Source organism: Nocardia sp. NBC_01327 (assembly GCF_035958815.1).
GTDB lineage: Bacteria > Actinomycetota > Actinomycetes > Mycobacteriales > Mycobacteriaceae > Nocardia.
Genome location: NZ_CP108383.1, coordinates 1,484,176 through 1,501,838, shown reverse-complemented (window position 1 = coordinate 1,501,838; position 17,663 = coordinate 1,484,176). Strand labels below are relative to the sequence as shown.

Below are 17,663 nucleotides of genomic sequence, written 5' to 3'. Positions count from 1 at the left end.
CAGCACCGGCGGGCTCGGACAGAGCCCGCCGGTGCTGTCAGCTCTCGGCGGCGGCGCGGTAGCCGCGGACGGCGAGGACGCCGAATACGGCGGCCAGACCGGCCGACCAGGCGACGGTCTGCAGCAGCGGCGTCGCGATCGGGCCGCCCAGCACGAAACCGCGCATGGCCTCGATGGCGCAGCTCATGGGCTGGGCGCGGACGATCGGCTGAATGACGTCCGGGTAGTTGTCCAGCGGCACGAAGCCCGAATTGAAGAACATGGCGATGAGCACCACGATCGCGGCGAGTTGCACGACCTTGTCACCGATTCGGCTGACGCCGACCAGGATCACCGCCGGGGTGAAACCGGCGATGACGATGACCGGCACCGCCAGCACGCCGAAGAATCCGGGCCAGCCCTGCTGGAAGCGCAGGCCGAGCAGCATGCCGATGGCCACGACGACGAGGGTGACAACCGCGGCGCGCACGCATTCGGCGAGCAGGCGGCCGAGCATGCTCGTCGAACGGTGAATGGGCAGCACCCAGAAGCGGCGCAGCAGGCCGCTCTGCCGTTCGCCGTAGAGCGACAGACCGGTGCCCATCGCGCCGTACATGGCTCCGGCAATGGCGATCATGGGCACGAATCCGTAGATCGGATCGACCCCGGCGGCCGCGCCCAGCGAGCGCTTGAGCACCAGATCGAACATGAGCAGCAGCAGGACCGGCAGCATCAGGGTGCTGGTCATGACCTCCTGCTGCCGAGTCCAGCGCCGCAGCAGCCGTCCGGTTTCGATGAGCGATTGGCTCAGCAGGGATCCGGAACCGGCCGGAAGCGGTGCTGTCGCCGTGGTTTCCGTGCTCATGCCCGCCGCCCTTCGGCTCGAATCGCCAGTACCGCACCGACGATCAGCAGTCCGCCGATCCACAGCGCGGCCACCCAGAGTTCCGGCGGGTACCGGCCGTCGGCCAGGCCGCGCAGTGCGGCGGTCACCTGGGAGACCGGTTGATTGCGCACCCAGCCCTGGATCCAGCCCGGGAAGCCTTCGGCGGGAACGAATCCCGTGGACGTCATGACCAGCAGCAATTGCGGGACGAACAGCACCGTGGCGCCGAGTTCCGGATTGCGGGTGGCGGTGCCGAGCGCATCCGCGCCGATCACCACCGCGGTTCCGAAGGCCAGTGCCACCGAGACGAACACCGATGCCGTTGCGGTGTCGTGGAATCGGAAGCCGAAGGCGATGCCCACGACCAGCGCACTGATGAGGGCGGCGCAGCCGCGCACCAGATTCGCGGACATGCGGGCCGCCACCGGTACCCACGGGTGCACCGGCAGCGAGCGCAGTCGGGTGGCCATACCGCCCGTCTGCTCCCGCCCGGCGCGGTCACCGGCGAACATGGCGGTGAAGAACATGGCGTAGACCGCGGTCAGCGGCAGCAGATACTGGGCGAAGTCGATTCCGGCCGCCAGCATGGACTTCCGCAGCGGAATGTAGAAGCAGATGTAGATGACCACCGGCGCGGCCAGGGCCAGCACCACATCGCCTTCGCGGAAGGCGGCGCGAATACCGCGCTCGCTCAGGGCGGTCCACTGCAGCCCGGCTGGAATACGCATGATCGGAGCCTGATTCATGCCGGGGACTCCACCGGGGCAGGCTTGGTCAGTTCGATGAAGACCTCGTCGAGTGAGGGGCGGCGCAGCGCGATATCGATCAATTCGATGCCGCTGCCGGTGATGCGGTGCAGGGCCTCGGTCAGCGTGGCCGCGCCGTCCGGGGCGGGCAGCGCCACCCGGTCCGCGGAATCGGGAACGGTGACCTCGCCCAGTCCGGCCAGTGCGGTGACCAGTCGCGGCACATCGGCGGCGTCGACCGGGACGACCTCGCAGTAGCTGGAACCGGAGCGGGCCTTGAGCTGATCGGCGGTGCCCTCGGCGATGACGGTGCCCTGGTCGACCACAATGATGTTGTCGCTCAGCGCATCCGCCTCCTCCAGGTACTGCGTGGTGAGCAGTACCGTGACGCCCTGCTGCTTGAGTTCGCGCACCAGCGCCCACAGGCTCTGCCGGCTGACCGGGTCCAGCCCGGTGGTCGGCTCGTCGAGGAAGACCACGCGCGGCGGGCGCACCAGACCGCAGGCGATGTCGATGCGCCGCCGCATACCGCCGGAGTACTGCCCGACCCGGCGGTCGGCGGCCTCGGTGAGCGCGAACTGTTCGAGGAGTTCGTCGGCGCGCACCTTCGCTTGCTTGCGGTGCAGCCCGAGCAGCCGTCCGAACAGCACCAGATTCTCCCGACCGGTCAGCACCTCGTCGAGCGCGGCGTACTGGCCGGTCAGCATGATGGAGGCGCGCACCTCGGTGGGCTGGCGGACCACGTCGTATCCGGCCACCAGCGCGCGCCCGGCATCCGGTCGCACCAGGGTGGACAGCACCGAGACCGTGGTGGTCTTCCCCGCGCCATTGGGCCCGAGCACCCCCAGCACCGTGCCCGCGGGCACGGTGAAACTAATGCCCCGCAGGGCTTTCACCGTCCCGAACGACTTTTCCACGGACTCGACGACGATTGCGTCATCCGGTTCCGGCACCGTGTTCTCCGTCCTCATATTCTTCGAATTCCCCCTGCTCCCTTGGCATTACGGATGGTGCGGGCTAGCCGAGCAGCGAGACCACTTCGTCCAGTGACGCGCCGCCGAGAATGGCCGTGACGGGCAGATCGCGCTGCAGATCGGCCTCGATGCGCTTGCGCAGATCCAGTGCCTGCAGCGAGTCCAGGCCGAGCGCCACCAGCGGCATGGAGCCGTCGATGGGTTCGGTGGCGTCCATGCCCATGACAAAGCGCAGGGCATCGCGGACGTGCCCGGAAATGTCCTGGGCCACCGGCACAGCCACCGGTGCCGCCTCGGGTTCCGGCGTCTCGGGCGCCGGCGCGACCGCCGTGCGCACTGGCTCGTCCGGCAGTTCGGCGAAGAGCGGATCCTGGCCGAAGAGCGCGAAAATCGCACGCAGCGTGGACCATTCGGCGGCCACCACAATGCTGTTGCCCGGTGCGGAGAAGCCTGCGGCAATGGCCGCCGCGGGTTCCATGGGCAGCAGGCCGGTGCCGCTGATCCGTGCCAGCGCCTCGGTGTGATCGGCGCCGACCGCGCGCCACAGACCCCACTGCACGGAGGTGACGCCGATGCCGTCGCGGCGGTATCCGGTGGCGGCGGCGTCGAGCATGCGATTGACCGCGGCGTAGACCGCGTGCCCGCGCCCGCCGATGGTGGCCGAGAGCGAGGAGCACAGCACCACCCGGGCATCCGGCGTGAGCGGGAGTTCGCGGATCAGGCGGTCCAGGGCGATCACCTTGGATTCGGCTGCGGCGTGCACTGTTTCGGGAGTGAGTTCGGCGGCCGCGGCGTCGTAGTCGACGGCGGCGTGCACGACCAGGCTCACGGGCGTATCGCGGAAGGCGTCGCCGAGCCCGCGGACCGCACTGTCGTCGGTCACGTCGCACTGACGGATCTCGATCGCCGCACCGAGTCCGGACAGCTCGCGCACCCGCTGCACGGCGGCCGAGGAACCGCCGGAGCGGCTGATCAGGGTGATGCGCCGGGCTCCGGACCTGGCGAAATCGGCGGCGCAGTCCAGGCCGAGTTTGCCGGTGCCGCCGATGATCACGACCTCGGCCAGCTCCGCGGCGGTGAGCGCGCAGTCCTCGGGGGTCTCGTCGAGGACCAGCCGTTTGGCGTACCAGCCGCCCGCGCGGGCGGCCAGTTCGGGCTCACCGGAGGTATGGATCGCGCCGAGCACTGCCTTGGCGGCCTCCGGAAGCGACTGTCCCACTTCCAGATCCAGATGCCGGAAGCCCACGCCCGGGTATTCCGGGGCGAGGCAGCGGAATCCGGCCTGCGCGGCGGCGTGTGCGATATCCGGGGCCTCGGTGTCGAGCACCCGCTCACCACCGATGGTCACCAGCCAGACGTCGCGGACGCCGTCGAGTTCGGGCAGCCACCGGCGATCGCCGACAAAATCAGCCGATTCCCTGACCGCAGTCGAGATTTCGCCGTCGGCGGGGCGGGGCAGCAGGATGACCGCTGTTTCGTAGGACGCGCCGCTGTCGGCGCCGACCACCGCCGCGCCGTGCCGCGCCGCCGAGGTTTCGATGGCATCGGCGAGCTCACCGCAGCGACCGGTGTGGTCGATGACGGCCAGGGTGCGCGGCGGAACCAGCTTGCGCCGCTCCAGCCGCACCCAGCGTTCGGCCAGTCGCTGCGGCGGTACGGTGCCGTCCGGCACCTCGGATTGCGCTGCGGCAGAGCCGCTTTGAACTGCCGCGGAGAGTTCTGCCCGATAGCGGAACGGGGCCCACAGCTGCTTGGGATTGGTCTGGGTATTGGGGAAGTCCAGCAGGGGCAGCCGCACGATGTCACTGCTGCTGTCCCGCAGCAATTCCCACGGGAACCCGGTGTCCAGCACCGCGACCTGAGCCAGGTTCTTGGTGAATTCACCCAGGTCGACGGCGGTGCGCCGGGAGGTGCCGATGGTCCGGAAGTCCTGCCGCGCACCGACACCCGACAGCGTCTCCTGCATGGCGAGCATGAGGGCGGGATGGTCGGCGATCTCGAGGAAGATGTCGATATCGCGCGCCGCCGCCTCGGCGACGGCGAGATCGAAGCGGACCCGATTGCGCAGATTCCAGTACCAGTACTCGCTGACCGGCAGGTCCGGAGTGACGGCGGTGCCGAGAGTCGCACCGAGGCAGTCGATCTCGGTGGGTGCGAAAACGGGCGAGTCGAGGGTGTCCTGCAGCGTGCCTTCGAGGTCACCGCGAAACTTGCTGACGAAGGAGGTGTGCGCCGGGTAGGCGACGCGGATCTCCTTGGCGAATTTGCCCTGTGCGGTCAGCGCTTCGACCAGTTCGGATACCGCCCCGCGCTCACCGGAGATGGCCAGCACGTGTGCGGAATTGACCACGGCCAGTTCGGCCCAGCCGGAATTGCGGGCCAGCAGCGCCTCGCATTCGTCGCGGTCCACGCCCAGGACGGCCATGGCCCACTGCCCGGCCCAATCATTGTCGCGTTCCAGCGATCCGACGAGATTCGCGCGCAGCGTGACAACACGAATGCCGTCGGCGAGCGAGATGATGCCGGAGACCACGGCGGCGGCGATCTCGCCCTGGCTGTGCCCGACGGTCACGGCCGGTTCCACCCCGGCAGCGCGCCACATGGCCGCGAGGCCGAGCATCTGCATGAACAGTGCGGGCTGGACGACCTCCACCTCGTCGCCGAACTGCCCGGTCTCGTCCAGCAGATAGGCCAGCGGCGAAATCCCGTGCAGCTCCTGGAATTTCGCATCGCAGTCATCGACAGCGGTGCGGAACACCGGCGAATGGCGGTAGTAGAGCAGACCCATGCCGGGTCGCTGACTGCCCTGACCCGGGAAGACGTAGCCGATGCGGCGGGCGGTGGCGGCGCGGTCACCTGCCACCACGGCCTGATGCGGGCGGCCCTCGGCGACGGCGTACAGCGCGTCGAGCAGCTGATCCCGGCCGGTGACCATGATCAGCGCACGATGGCGGCGCGGAGCGCGGGTGCGGAAGAGCATGTCCGCCACCGCATCCGGGGTGACATCCGGCCGCTCCTCCAGATAGGCGGCCAGGGCGGCGGCCTCGCGGCGCAGCGAATCGGCGGCGTCGGAGGACAGCGGGATCGGGGTGCTGCCGTCGGGAAGTCGATAGTCAGGCATGGGTTCCTTCCACGGGCATGGCCAGTACGGCATGCGCATTGGTGCCGCTGACGCCGAAGGAGGACACCGCGGCGTAGCGAACCCCGTCGCGCGGCTCCCAGTCGGTCAGCTTCGCCGCCAGGCGCAGGCTCCCGGCGTCCCAGTCGACGCGGGTGGTGGGATTGTCCGCGTGGCGGGTGGGGGCGATCTGCCCGTGCAGACCGCTGAGCAGGACCTTGATCAGACCGAGCATGCCCGCGGCGGCCTGGGCGTGACCCAGATTGGATTTGACCGAGCCGAGCAGCGGGCCGGTGCCGTCCGGGCGGGCGGCGCCGTAGACCTCCTGCAGCGCGGTCAATTCCAGCGGGTCGCCGACGGCGGTGCCGGTGCCGTGGCCCTCGATCATGTCGACGAGACCGGGCTCGATGCCCGCGGCGGCCACGGTCGCGCGGACCAGGCGTTCCTGCGCGGCGGCGCTGGGCACCGCGATGGGCGCGCCCTTGCCGTTGTGGTTGACGCGGGAGCCCAGCAGGCGGGCATAGATCCGGTGCCCGTGCGCACGAGCGCGCGATTCCCGTTCCAGCACGACAACTCCGACGCCTTCGCCCCACAGGGTGCCGAGTGCATTGTCGGAGTACGGCTTGCACCGGCCGTCCGCGGCGAGCGCATTGTTCTTGGAGAATTCGAAAAACGCTCCGGGAGAACCCATGACGCAGGCCGCACCGGCCAGCGCCCACTCGCAGTCGCCATTGCGAATGCCCGAGGCGGCCAGATGCACTGCGGCCAGCGAGGATGCGCAGGCCACGTCCACCACCACCGACGGTCCGCCCAGACCCAGGCAGTTGGAGATGCGCCCGGCGACCGCGCCCAGCGCCGAACCGGCGGCCCGATAACCGCTGTGCTCGTTGACCTCCGCGCCGTGCGGACCGTATTCGGTGGCCGAAGCGCCCATGTAGCAGCCGATTTCGTCGCCGTCACCGAGGGCGGCGGGATTGATGCCCGCGTTCTCGAGTGCGCGCCAGGCCACCCGCAGCGCCACCCGCTGCTGCGGATCCATGGCGACCGCTTCGCGCGGGGTGATGCCGAAGAACAGCGGATCGAAATCGGCTGCGCCGTCGAGGAATCCGCCCGCATCCCGAACCTCGCCCCAGCCCTCGGTGGCCGCCAGATTCAGCAGGCGGTCCAGGGGCCAGCCGCGATCGCGCGGGAAAGGGCCGAGCAGATCCCGGGATTCGGCCAGCGCCGTCCAGTACTGCCCGAGGGTTTCGATGCCACCGGGGGCCTCGACGGCCATACCGGTGATGACGATGGGGTCGTTATCGATCGTGCTCATCGCGCCACCGGCTCCCGAATCGGTTCGGCGGACAGGGTTTCCGCAATGGCGGCGACATGGTCGTGCAGGAAGAAGTGGCCACCGTCGAACATGGTGACCTGCAGTTCGTGCGGGGTGTGCTGCTGCCAGCCGTACAGATCGCCGATGGAGACGAATTCGTCGTCACTGCCGCCCATGGCGTGCAGCGGGGCGTCCAGCGTGACGTCCTTCGCGCAGGTGTAGGCGTCGAAGGCGGCGTAATCGGCCTTGAGCGCGGGCAGCGCCATGCGCATGAGCTCGCGATTGGCCAGCACGTCGGCACCGGTGCCCTGCAGCCCGCCGACATGGTCGAGCAGCTGTTCGTCCTCGGTCGGGTGCGAGGGCATATCGATCACGCGCCACGGTGCGACCGCACCGGATACCGCGAGCAGCCGCACTGGGATTCCGGCGGATTCGGCCAGGCGCGCGAATTCGAAGGCCACCACCGAACCCATGCTGTGGCCGTACACCGTGACGGCCTCGCCCCGATTCATCGGTGAGCGGGCGAATTCCTCGAATGCGCCGAGCGCGATCTCCGGCACCGAAGCCAGCGCGGCTTCGCGGGCGCGGTCCTGGCGGCCCGGGTACTGGAAGACCGCGACATCGAAGTTCTCGCTCAGCGGCTTGGAGAACGGGCGGTAGGTGGAGGCCCCGCCGCCGGCGTGCGGGCAGATCACCAGCGGTGGGTTGCCCGCCGCGCTCGGGCGATGGAACTTCCGAATCCATCCGAGGGTGTTGCTCATAGGTCTCTACTCCTGTTTCTCATAACCACATCCGGCGCATGACCAGCAGGCCGTGGTCCTCATCGCCGAGGACCGCGGCGGCGTCGACCCGATCGTCCGGGGCGTCGGCAATGGCGCGAAGGGTGTCGTGGAAGGCGGCTTCGATGATTTCGGCCTCGGTCGCGTCGAAGGAGTCCTCGGCGTAGAAGACCACCGCCTGCACACCGTCGGCGGGCAGCAGCGAATTGGCGGGGAAGATCATGACCAGCAGGGCGTTATCGGTCGCGCCGCCGCCCTCGAAGGTCACCAGCTCCAGATTCTCCTGTGCCAGCAGGCTTTCCAGCTCGTCCCGGCCGGGCGGGTAGGACTGGAAGACGAACATGCTGTCGAAGATCTTGCGCATGCCCGTCGCGCGAATGGCCGAGGTGAGGCGGTACTGGTGGAACTCCATGAGTTCCACCCGGCGGTGCTGGATCTCGGCCAGGTGCTCGCGCCAGGTCGCTTCGCCGCGCAGGCCGACCGCGACCGGAATGGTATTGGCGAAGCAGCCGATGGCATTGTCGACCTCGTCGAGGTCGGCAGGACGGCCCGAGACCACCTCACCGAATACCGCGGTGTCCGCGCCGGTGACGTAGCGCAGCACATTGGCCCAGGCCAGCTGGCAGATGACGCTGAAGGTGGTGCCCAGGTCGGCGGCGAGTTCGGTGAGGCGTCCGACCACCGCGGGGTCGATGGCGGCCGAGCGGCCGGTGGGGACGCCACCGCCCTCGGGCACCCGGTTGGGTGCGACCAGGCAGGGCTGGACGCCGTCCAGATAGCCCGACCAGGCGGCCTCGGTGGCGGCCTCGCGGTCCTGGGTCAGGCGCAGGAAGGTGGCGAAGGTATTCGGATCGCCGAGCGGTGCGGCGGCCCCGGCGGTGGTGTACGCGGCGAAGATCTCCTGCGGCAGCAGCTGTCCGGACCAGCCGTCGGTGAGCAGATGGTGCGAGGTGAGCACCAGCATGTGCACCGATTCGGGCAGATGCACGACCGTGGCCCGGCTGAGCGGTCCGCGCGAGAGATCGAACTGCTCGCCCTGATCCGAGAGCAGGAAATCCCGCAGCCGCTGCTGCGCATCCGGCAGCTGCGCGAAGTCGACCTCGCGGACCTGGAAGGTCATGCGCTCGTTCACAATCGCGTACGGCTGTCCGGCGTGCGAGACCGAAATCGCCACGCGCAGATTGGGATAGCGATTGAGCACGGTGTCCAGCGCGGTCGTCAAGCGCGGTAACTCCAGATCGCCGCGCACGGCGATCATTGTCTGCACATTGTAGAAATCCTTACCGCCCGAGCCCAGCGCGGTGAAGTACAACCCGGCCTGCATGGGCGCGAGCGGGTGCACATCGGCGAAGGCGCCGTAGAGGCCCTGCCAGCGGTCCAGGTCGAGCTGGCTGACCTCGCGGGCCAGCACATCGCTGGGGGTGAACTGGCGAACGGGGTTGTCGCGCACCGTCTTCGCCAGATCGTGCAGTGCACCGGTCCACAGGTCTGCCAGTTCGTGCACCTCGCCGTCGGCGAGCACTCCCGCCGGGAATCGGAAGGAGGCGCGCAGCGTCGCCTGATCGCCGTCGGTGATGGTCACGGTGTTCACATCGAGCACCGCGGCGACCGGCATGGCCGGATCGGCATGACCGCCGAGATAGCCGAATTCCGGCGCCGCATCCCAGGCTTCGGCGGTGCCGGGAGCTCCGGCGACGGCGAAGCGACCCATGTAGTTGAAGCTGATCTGCGGTGCGGCAGGCACTTCCAGCTGCGCACGCGCCTCGGGCTCGAGCCAGCGCAGCAGTCCCCAGCCGATACCGGACTCCGGCACCGCGAGCAGCTGCTCCTTGACCGCCTTCACCGCGGCCACCACCTCGGCCTCGCCGCCGTGCAGCACCCGCAGCGCCACCGGGTAGGCGCTGGTGAACCACCCCACGGTATTGGCGAGATCGGCTCCGGCGAACAGGGTTTCGGCGCGGCCGTGGCGCTCCATGGTGAGCGAGACGGTGTCGGCGTCCCGGTCGTGCGAGCGCCGGAAGCGGTGCACGGCGACGGCGAGCGCGGCCACCTGGATGTCGAGGAAATCGCAGCCGAAGGTCTGCGCGCCGGTGGTGGTGAGGAAGCGGGTGTCCTCGGCATCGAGTTCGGCGGTGACCTCGTGCAGGGTCGCGACGGTGTCCACCGCCGGATCGAAGGCGCGATGGCCCAGCAGCGGGTCCGCGCTCTCGGCGATCTCCCGCCAGCGGGGTAGCTCGGCGGCCAGGGTTTCGCCCTGTGCGTAGCGAACCAGGTTGGTATTCCAGGTCTTCACCGAGGTGCCGGTCTCCGGGGCGAGCACGCCGTCCTGCCAGAGCTGGCGCAGATCGTCGTGCAGGATGCGCCAGGAGACGCCGTCCACCACCAGGTGGTGCACGACCAGCAGCAGGCGGCCGGTGGCACGGTCCTCGGGGGTGCGGGCCCAGACCGCGCCGATCATGCGGCCGGCGGCGGGATCCAGCCCGGCGCCGACGGCGTGCACCTGCTCCTGCAGCAGCTCGGCGACGGCGAGATCCCAGTCCTCCGTGGCGATTTCGACCTCGGTGAGCTCGAGCGACGGCTGCGGTTCTCCGGCCTCCGGAACGTAGTACGCGGGTACGCCGTCCGGTCCCGTATCGAGGCGGGCGCGCAGCAGCGGATGCCGATCGAGCAGATCGCGCAGGACGGAGGTGAGTGCGGCCGCGGTGGCGCCCGGCGGGGTCACCACGGCGGTGGCCTGGCTGTATCCGGTGTATTCGCCGACCTTTTCGACCAGCATGGCGGCGATCGGCTGCAGCGGTATCCAGCCCGTGGCCGCGCCCGCGTCGATCAGGGCGGGGGCGGCGGCATCGGTGAGGGGCTCGGTGGCGGCGGCGATGGCGGCAATGGTGCGGGCGTCGAACAGGGCGCTGGTGGTGATGGCGAGGCCGCGCTTCTTGAGGGCGGAGGCCATGCGGATGGCGGTGATGGAATCGCCTCCGAGAGCGAGGAAGTCGTCATCGGCCGCGAGACCGAGATCCTCGTTCAGGCCGAGCACCTGGCGGACCACCTCGGCAACCAGTTCCTCCGGGCCCTGACTCAGGGCGCGGCCACGACCGGTGCTGCCGCCGAGATCCGGCTCCGGCAGGGCGCGGCGGTCCAGCTTGCCGTTGGCGGTGAGCGGCAGGGCGGCCAGGCGCACCAGCGCGGACGGGATCATGTAGTCCGGCAGGCGTTCGGCCAGGTAGGAGCGAATACGCCCGGCCGTGGCGGTCTCGGAATCGGTGGCGCACACCGAATCCGGCTCGGCCACGTAGTAGGCCACCAGTACCGCGTCATTGCCGCGGGTCAGGGTGACGGCCGCGGCCGAGCCGATGCCGGGCATGCGGCGCAGGGTGGTGCCGACCTCGCCGAGTTCGATGCGGTGGCCGCGGATCTTCACCTGATCGTCCACGCGGCCCAGGTATTCCAGCCGTCCGCGCGAATTCCAGCGCACGATATCGCCGGTGCGGTACATGCGTGCGCCGGATTCGTTGCTGAAGGGGCTGGCCACAAAGGTCGCGGCGCTGAGGCCGGGCCGATTGTGATAGCCCTGCGCCAGCTGGACGCCGGCCAGGTACAGCTCACCGGTGACGCCGGGCGGGACCTGCCGCAGCTGTTCGTCGAGCACGAAGACCGACGAATTCGCCTCGGGGACACCGATGAGCGCGGACCGGATCTCATCACTGCCCTGGGTGCCCGCGAAGTCCTCGTGGGTCAGGTCCATGGCGGCCTCGGTCGGACCGTACAGGCCGAGCACGGTGCCGCCGAAGACCCGGCTCGCCTCCTCGACGAGGGCGGGCGGCACCGATTCGCCGCCCAGGTAGACATAGCGCATGGACTGCAGCCGGGCCGGATCCGGAGCGGCGTCCAGGAAGGCGCGGGTGACGCTCGGCACCAGGGACAGCTGAGTCACCTTGTGCCGGTCGATGATTCCGGCGAGCGCCTCGACATCGGCCTGCCACCACTCCGGATGCGGGAGCACCGTCGCAGAACCGGTGCACAGGGCGTTCACCAGTTCGAAGACCGAGACGTCGAAGCCGATGGGGGCCTTCTGGAGAATGCGTTCCTCGCCGAAGCCCAGGTAATCGCGCATCCACTGCACGTGATTGGCGACGGCGCGGTGATTGATCACCACACCCTTGGGGCGGCCGGTGGTGCCGGAGGTGTAGAGCAGGTAGCAGGCATCGAGCGGGTGGATGGGCCGCGCCAACTCGTCGGCGCGCACCGGCGTGCCGTCGGCGGCAGCCAGTTCGGCCTGGACGGCGGGGTCGGCGAGATCCACGAGAGAGATCCCCGTCATCCCGGCATCTCCCGTCATCCCGGCATGCCTGTGGCCGGGATCCACACCGTGAGTGGATGACCCGTTGCTGTGGATCCCGGCCAGAAGCGCGCCGGGATGACGGGGGGATTCTGCTGAGATCGTGGTGATCATCAGTGTGAGCGCGGAGTCGCCGAGCATGTACTCGATGCGGTCGAGGGGGTAGCTGGGATCGGCCGGTACGTAGACCGCACCGGCGCGCAGGACGGCGGCGAAGACGACGGGGAGCCATTCGCTGCGCTCGGCGTAGACGCCGACTCGATCACCGTTGCGGACACCGCGTTCCAGCAGCAGGCGGGTGAGTCCGTTGACGCGGGAATCGAATTCGGCGTAGGTGAGTTCGATGTCCTCGAATACCACCGCTACCCGGGTCGGATGCTCCCGCGCCGAGGTTCGGATCATGGCGTCGACGGTGCCGGAGGCGATGTCCACGCTGTCGCCGTACGACCAGGAATCCAGGCGGGCGCGATCGGAGGCGGACAGCGTTTCCAGTGCGGACAGCGCGGCGCCGGGGGTGGCGGCGGCCAGGATCTGATCGATGTACTCGTGCAGGCGCTCGATGGTGCCGAGATCGAAAAGGTCGGTGCGATAGGTGATCTGGACGTCGGTGCGGTCGGCGTGCATGAAGGTCTCGACCACCAGCGGCAGCAGGGCGCCGCCATTGTCGATCAGTTCCCAGCTGGTGACCGCGCCGGGCAGCTGCGGGCCGTCGATCTTCTGGTGCAGGAACAGCACCATGGTGTCGAAGAGTTTGGAGCCGACATGTCCGGTGGCGCTGTTGGCCGCGCGGACGATGCCCTCCTGCGGAAAGTGCTTGTGCCGGAACGCTTCCGTGGTGGTGCCGCGCACCTGATCCACCAGCTGTGCGAAGGTGTCAGCGCCCGTGCCGGTGAAGTGCAGCGGGATCATATTGCTGAGGTTGCCGATCAACAGTTCCTGACCGGATTCCTCGCGATTGGCGACCGTGGTGCCGACCACGATGTCGCGGTGGCCGGTGGTCCGGCGCAGCGCGAGATAGTAGGCGGCCAGGAACACCGAGAACGGGGTGCTGCGCAATTGTGTGCTCAGCCGCCGCAGGTTCGCATCCGCGCGCTCGCCGAGCAGGCGGTCGAAGCGGTCGCCGCGTTCGGTGACCGTGACCGGCCGGCGGTCGTAGGGCAGCTGGAGTTCGGGGACCTCGCCGTCGAACTGGCTCTCCCAGAAGCCGATATCGGCGCTGTGGTCGTCGGCGCGGTAGCGGTCCTGTTCCCATTCGGCGAAGTCGGCGACCTGCAGGCGCAGCGGTTCGATCCGGATCTCGCCGGTGCGCGCCTGCCGGTAGAAGTCCTCCACATCACGGGAGAGCGCCGGCAGTGTCATGCCGTCCCACGCGATGTGCTGGATGACCACGACCGCCACCAGCCGATCGGGGCGGGTGCGGGCGAAGGTGATGCGCAGGGAGGACTCGCCGGACAGATCGAAGGTCTCGTGCGCGGCGGCGCGGGTGAGTTCCGCGAGCCGGGCATCGGCGGCCGCCGGATCGAGCCCGGTGAGGTCGATATCGGTCAGGCGGGGAGATAGCTCGGGGTGAATGCGCTGGTAGGGCTCGCCCTGCTCGTCATTGTGGTAGGTGGTGCGCAGCACCTCGTGCTTGGCCACCAGCGCCAGGAACGCCCGGCGCAGCGCCGGGCCGTCGACGTCACCGTCGAAAGTCAGTGCCAGGCAGAGGTTGTAGGCGGCGCTGCCGGGCGCGATCTGCTGATGCGCCCAGACGTAGCGCTGCCCGAAGGACAGGGCGGCGCGCGCCGGATCGCGGCGCACCGGAACCGTCGGGGCGGCCGCCAGGCCGGCCTGTGCGAGCCGGGCCGCCATTGCTGCCTGTAGGTCTTCCAGCGACTTCATCAGGTGAGAACCAATCCTTGTACTTCGAGCCTGCAGATTCCGGGGGCCGGGCCGACATTCCAGGGGCCGGACCGATCAGTGCGCGCCCACCGGCTCCGGGAGCGGAATCTCGGCGAGCTCGAGCAGAATCCGGGCCACCTGATCCAGTCGGTCCGGTGTGGGCTCCGCGGCGAGCAGGGCGGTGCAGATGCCGCGTACCGTGCGGCCCTCCAGTACCGCGGTGACACCGGCTCTGTCGACGGCGAGCAATCCGCGCAGTTTCGCGGTCAGTGTGGTGGCGAGAATCGAATTGCCGCCCACATCGAAGAAATCTGCTGTCGCGCCGAGCTTCTCGATGCCGAGTACCTGAGCGGCGATGTACTCGACCGCCGCCTCCAGCGGATTCTCCGGTGCGACATAGGCATAGCGCTCGCTGTCGTCACCGGCGGCCACCATGCGGCGAATGGCGGCACGATCCAGTTTGCCGTTGCTGGTGAGGGGAATCGCGGGAACCAGCTCCAGGATGTCCGGAATCATATGCGCGGGAAGCAGTTCCCGCAGTCCGGCGGTGATGCGCTCGGCGGTGACACCGTCGCTCGCCGCGGCCACGGCGGCCAATCGGCCCGAAGTCGTCACCAGGGCAACGGCTTCGCCGATGCCCGGCTGGTCGGCGAGGGCGGATTCCACCTCGCCGAGCTCGACCCGGAAGCCGCGAATCTTCACCTGGTGATCGGCTCGGCCCAGGAAGTCCAGGGTGCCGTCGGGCAGGTAGCGCGCCAGATCGCCGGTGCGGTACCAGCGAATGCCGTCGACCGTGACAAAGCGGTCGGCGGTGCGCTCCGGATCGCCGCGGTAGCCGTCGGCCACACTGAGACCGCCGATCCACAGCTCCCCCACCACCCAGTCCGGGCAGTCCTCGCCGCGGCTGTTCACCACGCGGCAGCGCACATTGGCCATCGGCGTGCCGTAGGGGACATTGGCCCAGTCGGCCGGGTAGTCGTCGGTGACCTCGTACACGGTGGAGTGGATGGCGGTTTCGGTGGTGCCGCCCAGACCGGCGAAGCGCACGCCCGGAACCAGTTCCCGGAAGCGGTGTCCCTGCTGGGATTTCACGCGGTCGCCACCGGTGATGACCACGCGCACCGAACGCAGCTGTTCGGGGGCGGCGGTATCGAGCAGCATGGTGATCAGGCCGGGAGCGCAGTTCACCACGGTCACACCGGATTCCGCGATCAGCTCGGCCCAGGCCGCCGCATCGCGTTCGATATCGGCCTCGACCGCGACCACGGCGCCGCCCAGCGCCAGCGGGGCGAAGATGTCGAAGACCGACAGATCGAATTCCAGGGCGGACAGTCCGATGGTGTGATCGTCCGCGCCCAGGCCGAAGTACGCGGTGAGGGCGTCGAGCGTATTGGCGGCGGCGCGGTGGCTCACCTCGACGCCCTTCGGCTCGCCGGTGGAGCCGGAGGTGAACAGGACATAGGCGACGGCCTCGGCGGACGGGATGTGCGGCGCGTCCAGGCGGGGCCCGGCGCTCGCCTCGTCCAGGGATACCGCGGTGACCTGCGCGGGCAGTTCGGTCTCGGTTCCGACGAGGGCGACCCGGACGCCACCGCGCTCCAGAATGCGGTCGCGGCGCACCCGCGGCTGCTCGGTGCTGATCGGCAGGTAGGTCGCGCCCGCGGCGAGTACACCGAGGACGGCGGGAATCTGCCGGTGCCCCTTGGGCACGATGACCGCGACCGTATCGCCGGGGCGCACCCCGGCGGTGGTCAGCGCATGGCCCACGGCGAGCGCCTGTCCGGCCAGTTCGGCGTAGGTGCCGATGCCGCCGCGCCGGCGCAGGGCCGGGCGGTCCGGATGCCGCTGTGCCAGTGCGAAGAACGCCTCGTGCAGGGTGCGTGCGCCGCCCAGATCGGTATCGGTGGCATTGACCGCCGCGCGCACGGCCCGCTGGGCGGGCGGCAGGGCGATGGACAGATCGGCGTGCCAGTCGGCCTCGGGCGCCACCAGAGCATCGAGCAGCGAACGGAATTCGGTGAACATGGCCTCGGCGACACCGGCGGGCAGGGCGTCCCGGCGGATATCCCAGTTCACCAGCAGGCCGCCGTTCAGCTCGACCACCTGGGCGTCCAGATCCACCTGCGGGCCCTGCGAAATGATCCACACCGGTGCACCGAAGACCTGAAGAACCCGCTCGGAGAACAGTTCACCGAGGTCGAGACCGGAGGTGAACACCACCGACGGGGTCACCGGCGCGCCACGCAGGCGGCCCAGATCGCGCAGGACGTCCAGGCCCTCGTACTGCGAATTCGCGGCGCAGGTGTGCAATTCGCGCTGCAGGCGCCGGGCACGCTCGACCATGGATTCCCGGCGTTCGGCGTCCACGTCGACCAGCACGGAATTGGTGAAGTCACCGACGACCTGGTCGATACTGTCGTGCAGCGGTTCCCGGTTGAACAGCGGCACATTGAGCAGGAAGCGCTGGCGGGCCGACCAGCGGGCGATGGCCTCGGAGAACACCGTGGCCAGCGCGATCGCGGGGGTCACGCCGTGGCTGTGCGCGGCCTGGTGCAGGCGCTGCTTGGCCTGCGGATCGAACCAATGGTGCAGGCGCACACTGCGACTCGGGTCGCGTCGCTGCTCCTCGGGGAGCACCGGCAGGGCGGGGATATCGGGCAGCTCACCGAGGCGCTCGGACCACCAGGCGCGGTCGGCCGAATTATCCGGGGCGGCAGCGTCTTTCGCGGCAAGGTAATCGCGGAAGGTGTAGTCGAGCGAGGTGGTGAGGTCCGCGTCCGTCTCGTACAGGGTGGCGAGGTCCTCGAGAATACGGCGGTAGCTCTGCGCGTCGGCGGCGAGCATATCGACATCGACGTGCAGGCGGTGGCCGCCGCCGGAGAGCAGCGACAGTGCGATATCGATGACCTGCGCGGCCTCGACATCCATGCGCTGATGGCTCTTGAGCTGGCGAATGCGTTCCAGCTCGACGGTTTCGGCGTCCGCGCTCAGGGTGACGGCCTCGAAGACCGGGCGCAGCGGTTCGGGCAGGGTCTGCTGGGTGCCGCTGTCGGTGAAGCGGGCGCGCAGCTGCTCGTGCCGGTGCACCAGGCGGGTCACCGCGCGGCGCAGTCGCTCCGGATCGAGACCGTCGCCGTCGAATTCGACGTACAGGTGGGCGGCGACGCCGCCGAGGGCCTGATCCTGGCGGCGGCCCATCCAGTAGGCATGCTGCATGGTGGCCAGGGCGAATTCCTCGCCCGGCGTGGCGGATTCGACGACCGGGGCGGGCGCGGGGGCGGTCTCGACACGACCGGCGTTCACCAGGGCGGTCCAGGCGTCGATGGTCGGCTCCAGGGCCAGGGCCGAGCTGCGTACCTCGTAGCCCTGCTTACGCCACTTGGCGGACAGATGCATGAGCAGCATCGAATGCATCCCCAGGCTCACGAGATCGGCGTCGTCACCGATCGATTCGGGCGCGACCTCCAGCGCCGCCGCCACGAGCACGCGAATCTCAGCCTTGTCGAGCATCGAACTCCTCATCCAGCGAACGGTCGGCCTCGGTCGAGACACCAAAGGTAGGCTTGCCTAACCTTACGAGGATGGTAGCTCATACCACCGGGCGCGGAATAGTGGTGTGGTTTGGCTAACCTAAATGATTGGTTGCACC

General features: G+C 69.2%; 8 protein-coding genes. All 8 read right to left on the bottom strand.

Translation table 11 applies throughout. The features are described 5' to 3' along the window. Positions 1–37: 37 nt before the first annotated feature. Positions 38–844 (bottom strand): ABC transporter permease, encoded by an 807-nt coding sequence (locus OG326_RS06510; RefSeq protein ID WP_327143700.1) that lies wholly within the window; start codon positions 842–844, stop codon positions 38–40. Next, the gene (locus tag OG326_RS06505; protein ID WP_327143699.1) at positions 841–1,593 is read right to left on the bottom strand and encodes an ABC transporter permease; all 753 of its coding nucleotides are present in this window, start codon (positions 1,591–1,593) and stop codon (positions 841–843) included. Before OG326_RS06505 ends, OG326_RS06510 begins: the two co-directional genes overlap by 4 nt. 14 nt (positions 1,594–1,607) lie before the next feature. Beyond that, the gene (locus OG326_RS06500; protein ID WP_327143698.1) at positions 1,608–2,564 is read right to left on the bottom strand and encodes an ATP-binding cassette domain-containing protein; all 957 of its coding nucleotides are present in this window, start codon (positions 2,562–2,564) and stop codon (positions 1,608–1,610) included. 64 nt (positions 2,565–2,628) lie between these two features. Beyond that, positions 2,629–5,706, bottom strand: a complete 3,078-nt coding sequence (gene nbtC / locus OG326_RS06495; protein ID WP_327143697.1) for a nocobactin polyketide synthase NbtC — start codon at positions 5,704–5,706, stop codon at positions 2,629–2,631. Continuing rightward, a complete protein-coding gene (locus OG326_RS06490; protein ID WP_327143696.1) occupies positions 5,699–7,018 on the bottom strand; it encodes a beta-ketoacyl [acyl carrier protein] synthase domain-containing protein in 1,320 nt (439 codons plus the stop codon). The genes nbtC and OG326_RS06490 overlap by 8 nt, the downstream gene beginning before the upstream one ends. Continuing rightward, positions 7,015–7,779: a thioesterase II family protein gene (locus OG326_RS06485; protein ID WP_327143695.1), complete on the bottom strand. Its 765-nt coding sequence runs from the start codon at positions 7,777–7,779 to the stop codon at positions 7,015–7,017. The genes OG326_RS06490 and OG326_RS06485 overlap by 4 nt, the downstream gene beginning before the upstream one ends. Positions 7,780–7,798: 19 nt before the next feature. After that, entirely contained in the window at positions 7,799–14,014 is a 6,216-nt protein-coding gene (locus tag OG326_RS06480) for a non-ribosomal peptide synthetase (RefSeq protein WP_327143694.1), read from the bottom strand. A gap of 75 nt (positions 14,015–14,089) precedes the next feature. Continuing rightward, positions 14,090–17,524, bottom strand: a complete 3,435-nt coding sequence (locus OG326_RS06475; RefSeq protein WP_327143693.1) for an amino acid adenylation domain-containing protein — start codon at positions 17,522–17,524, stop codon at positions 14,090–14,092. Positions 17,525–17,663 lie beyond the last annotated feature (139 nt).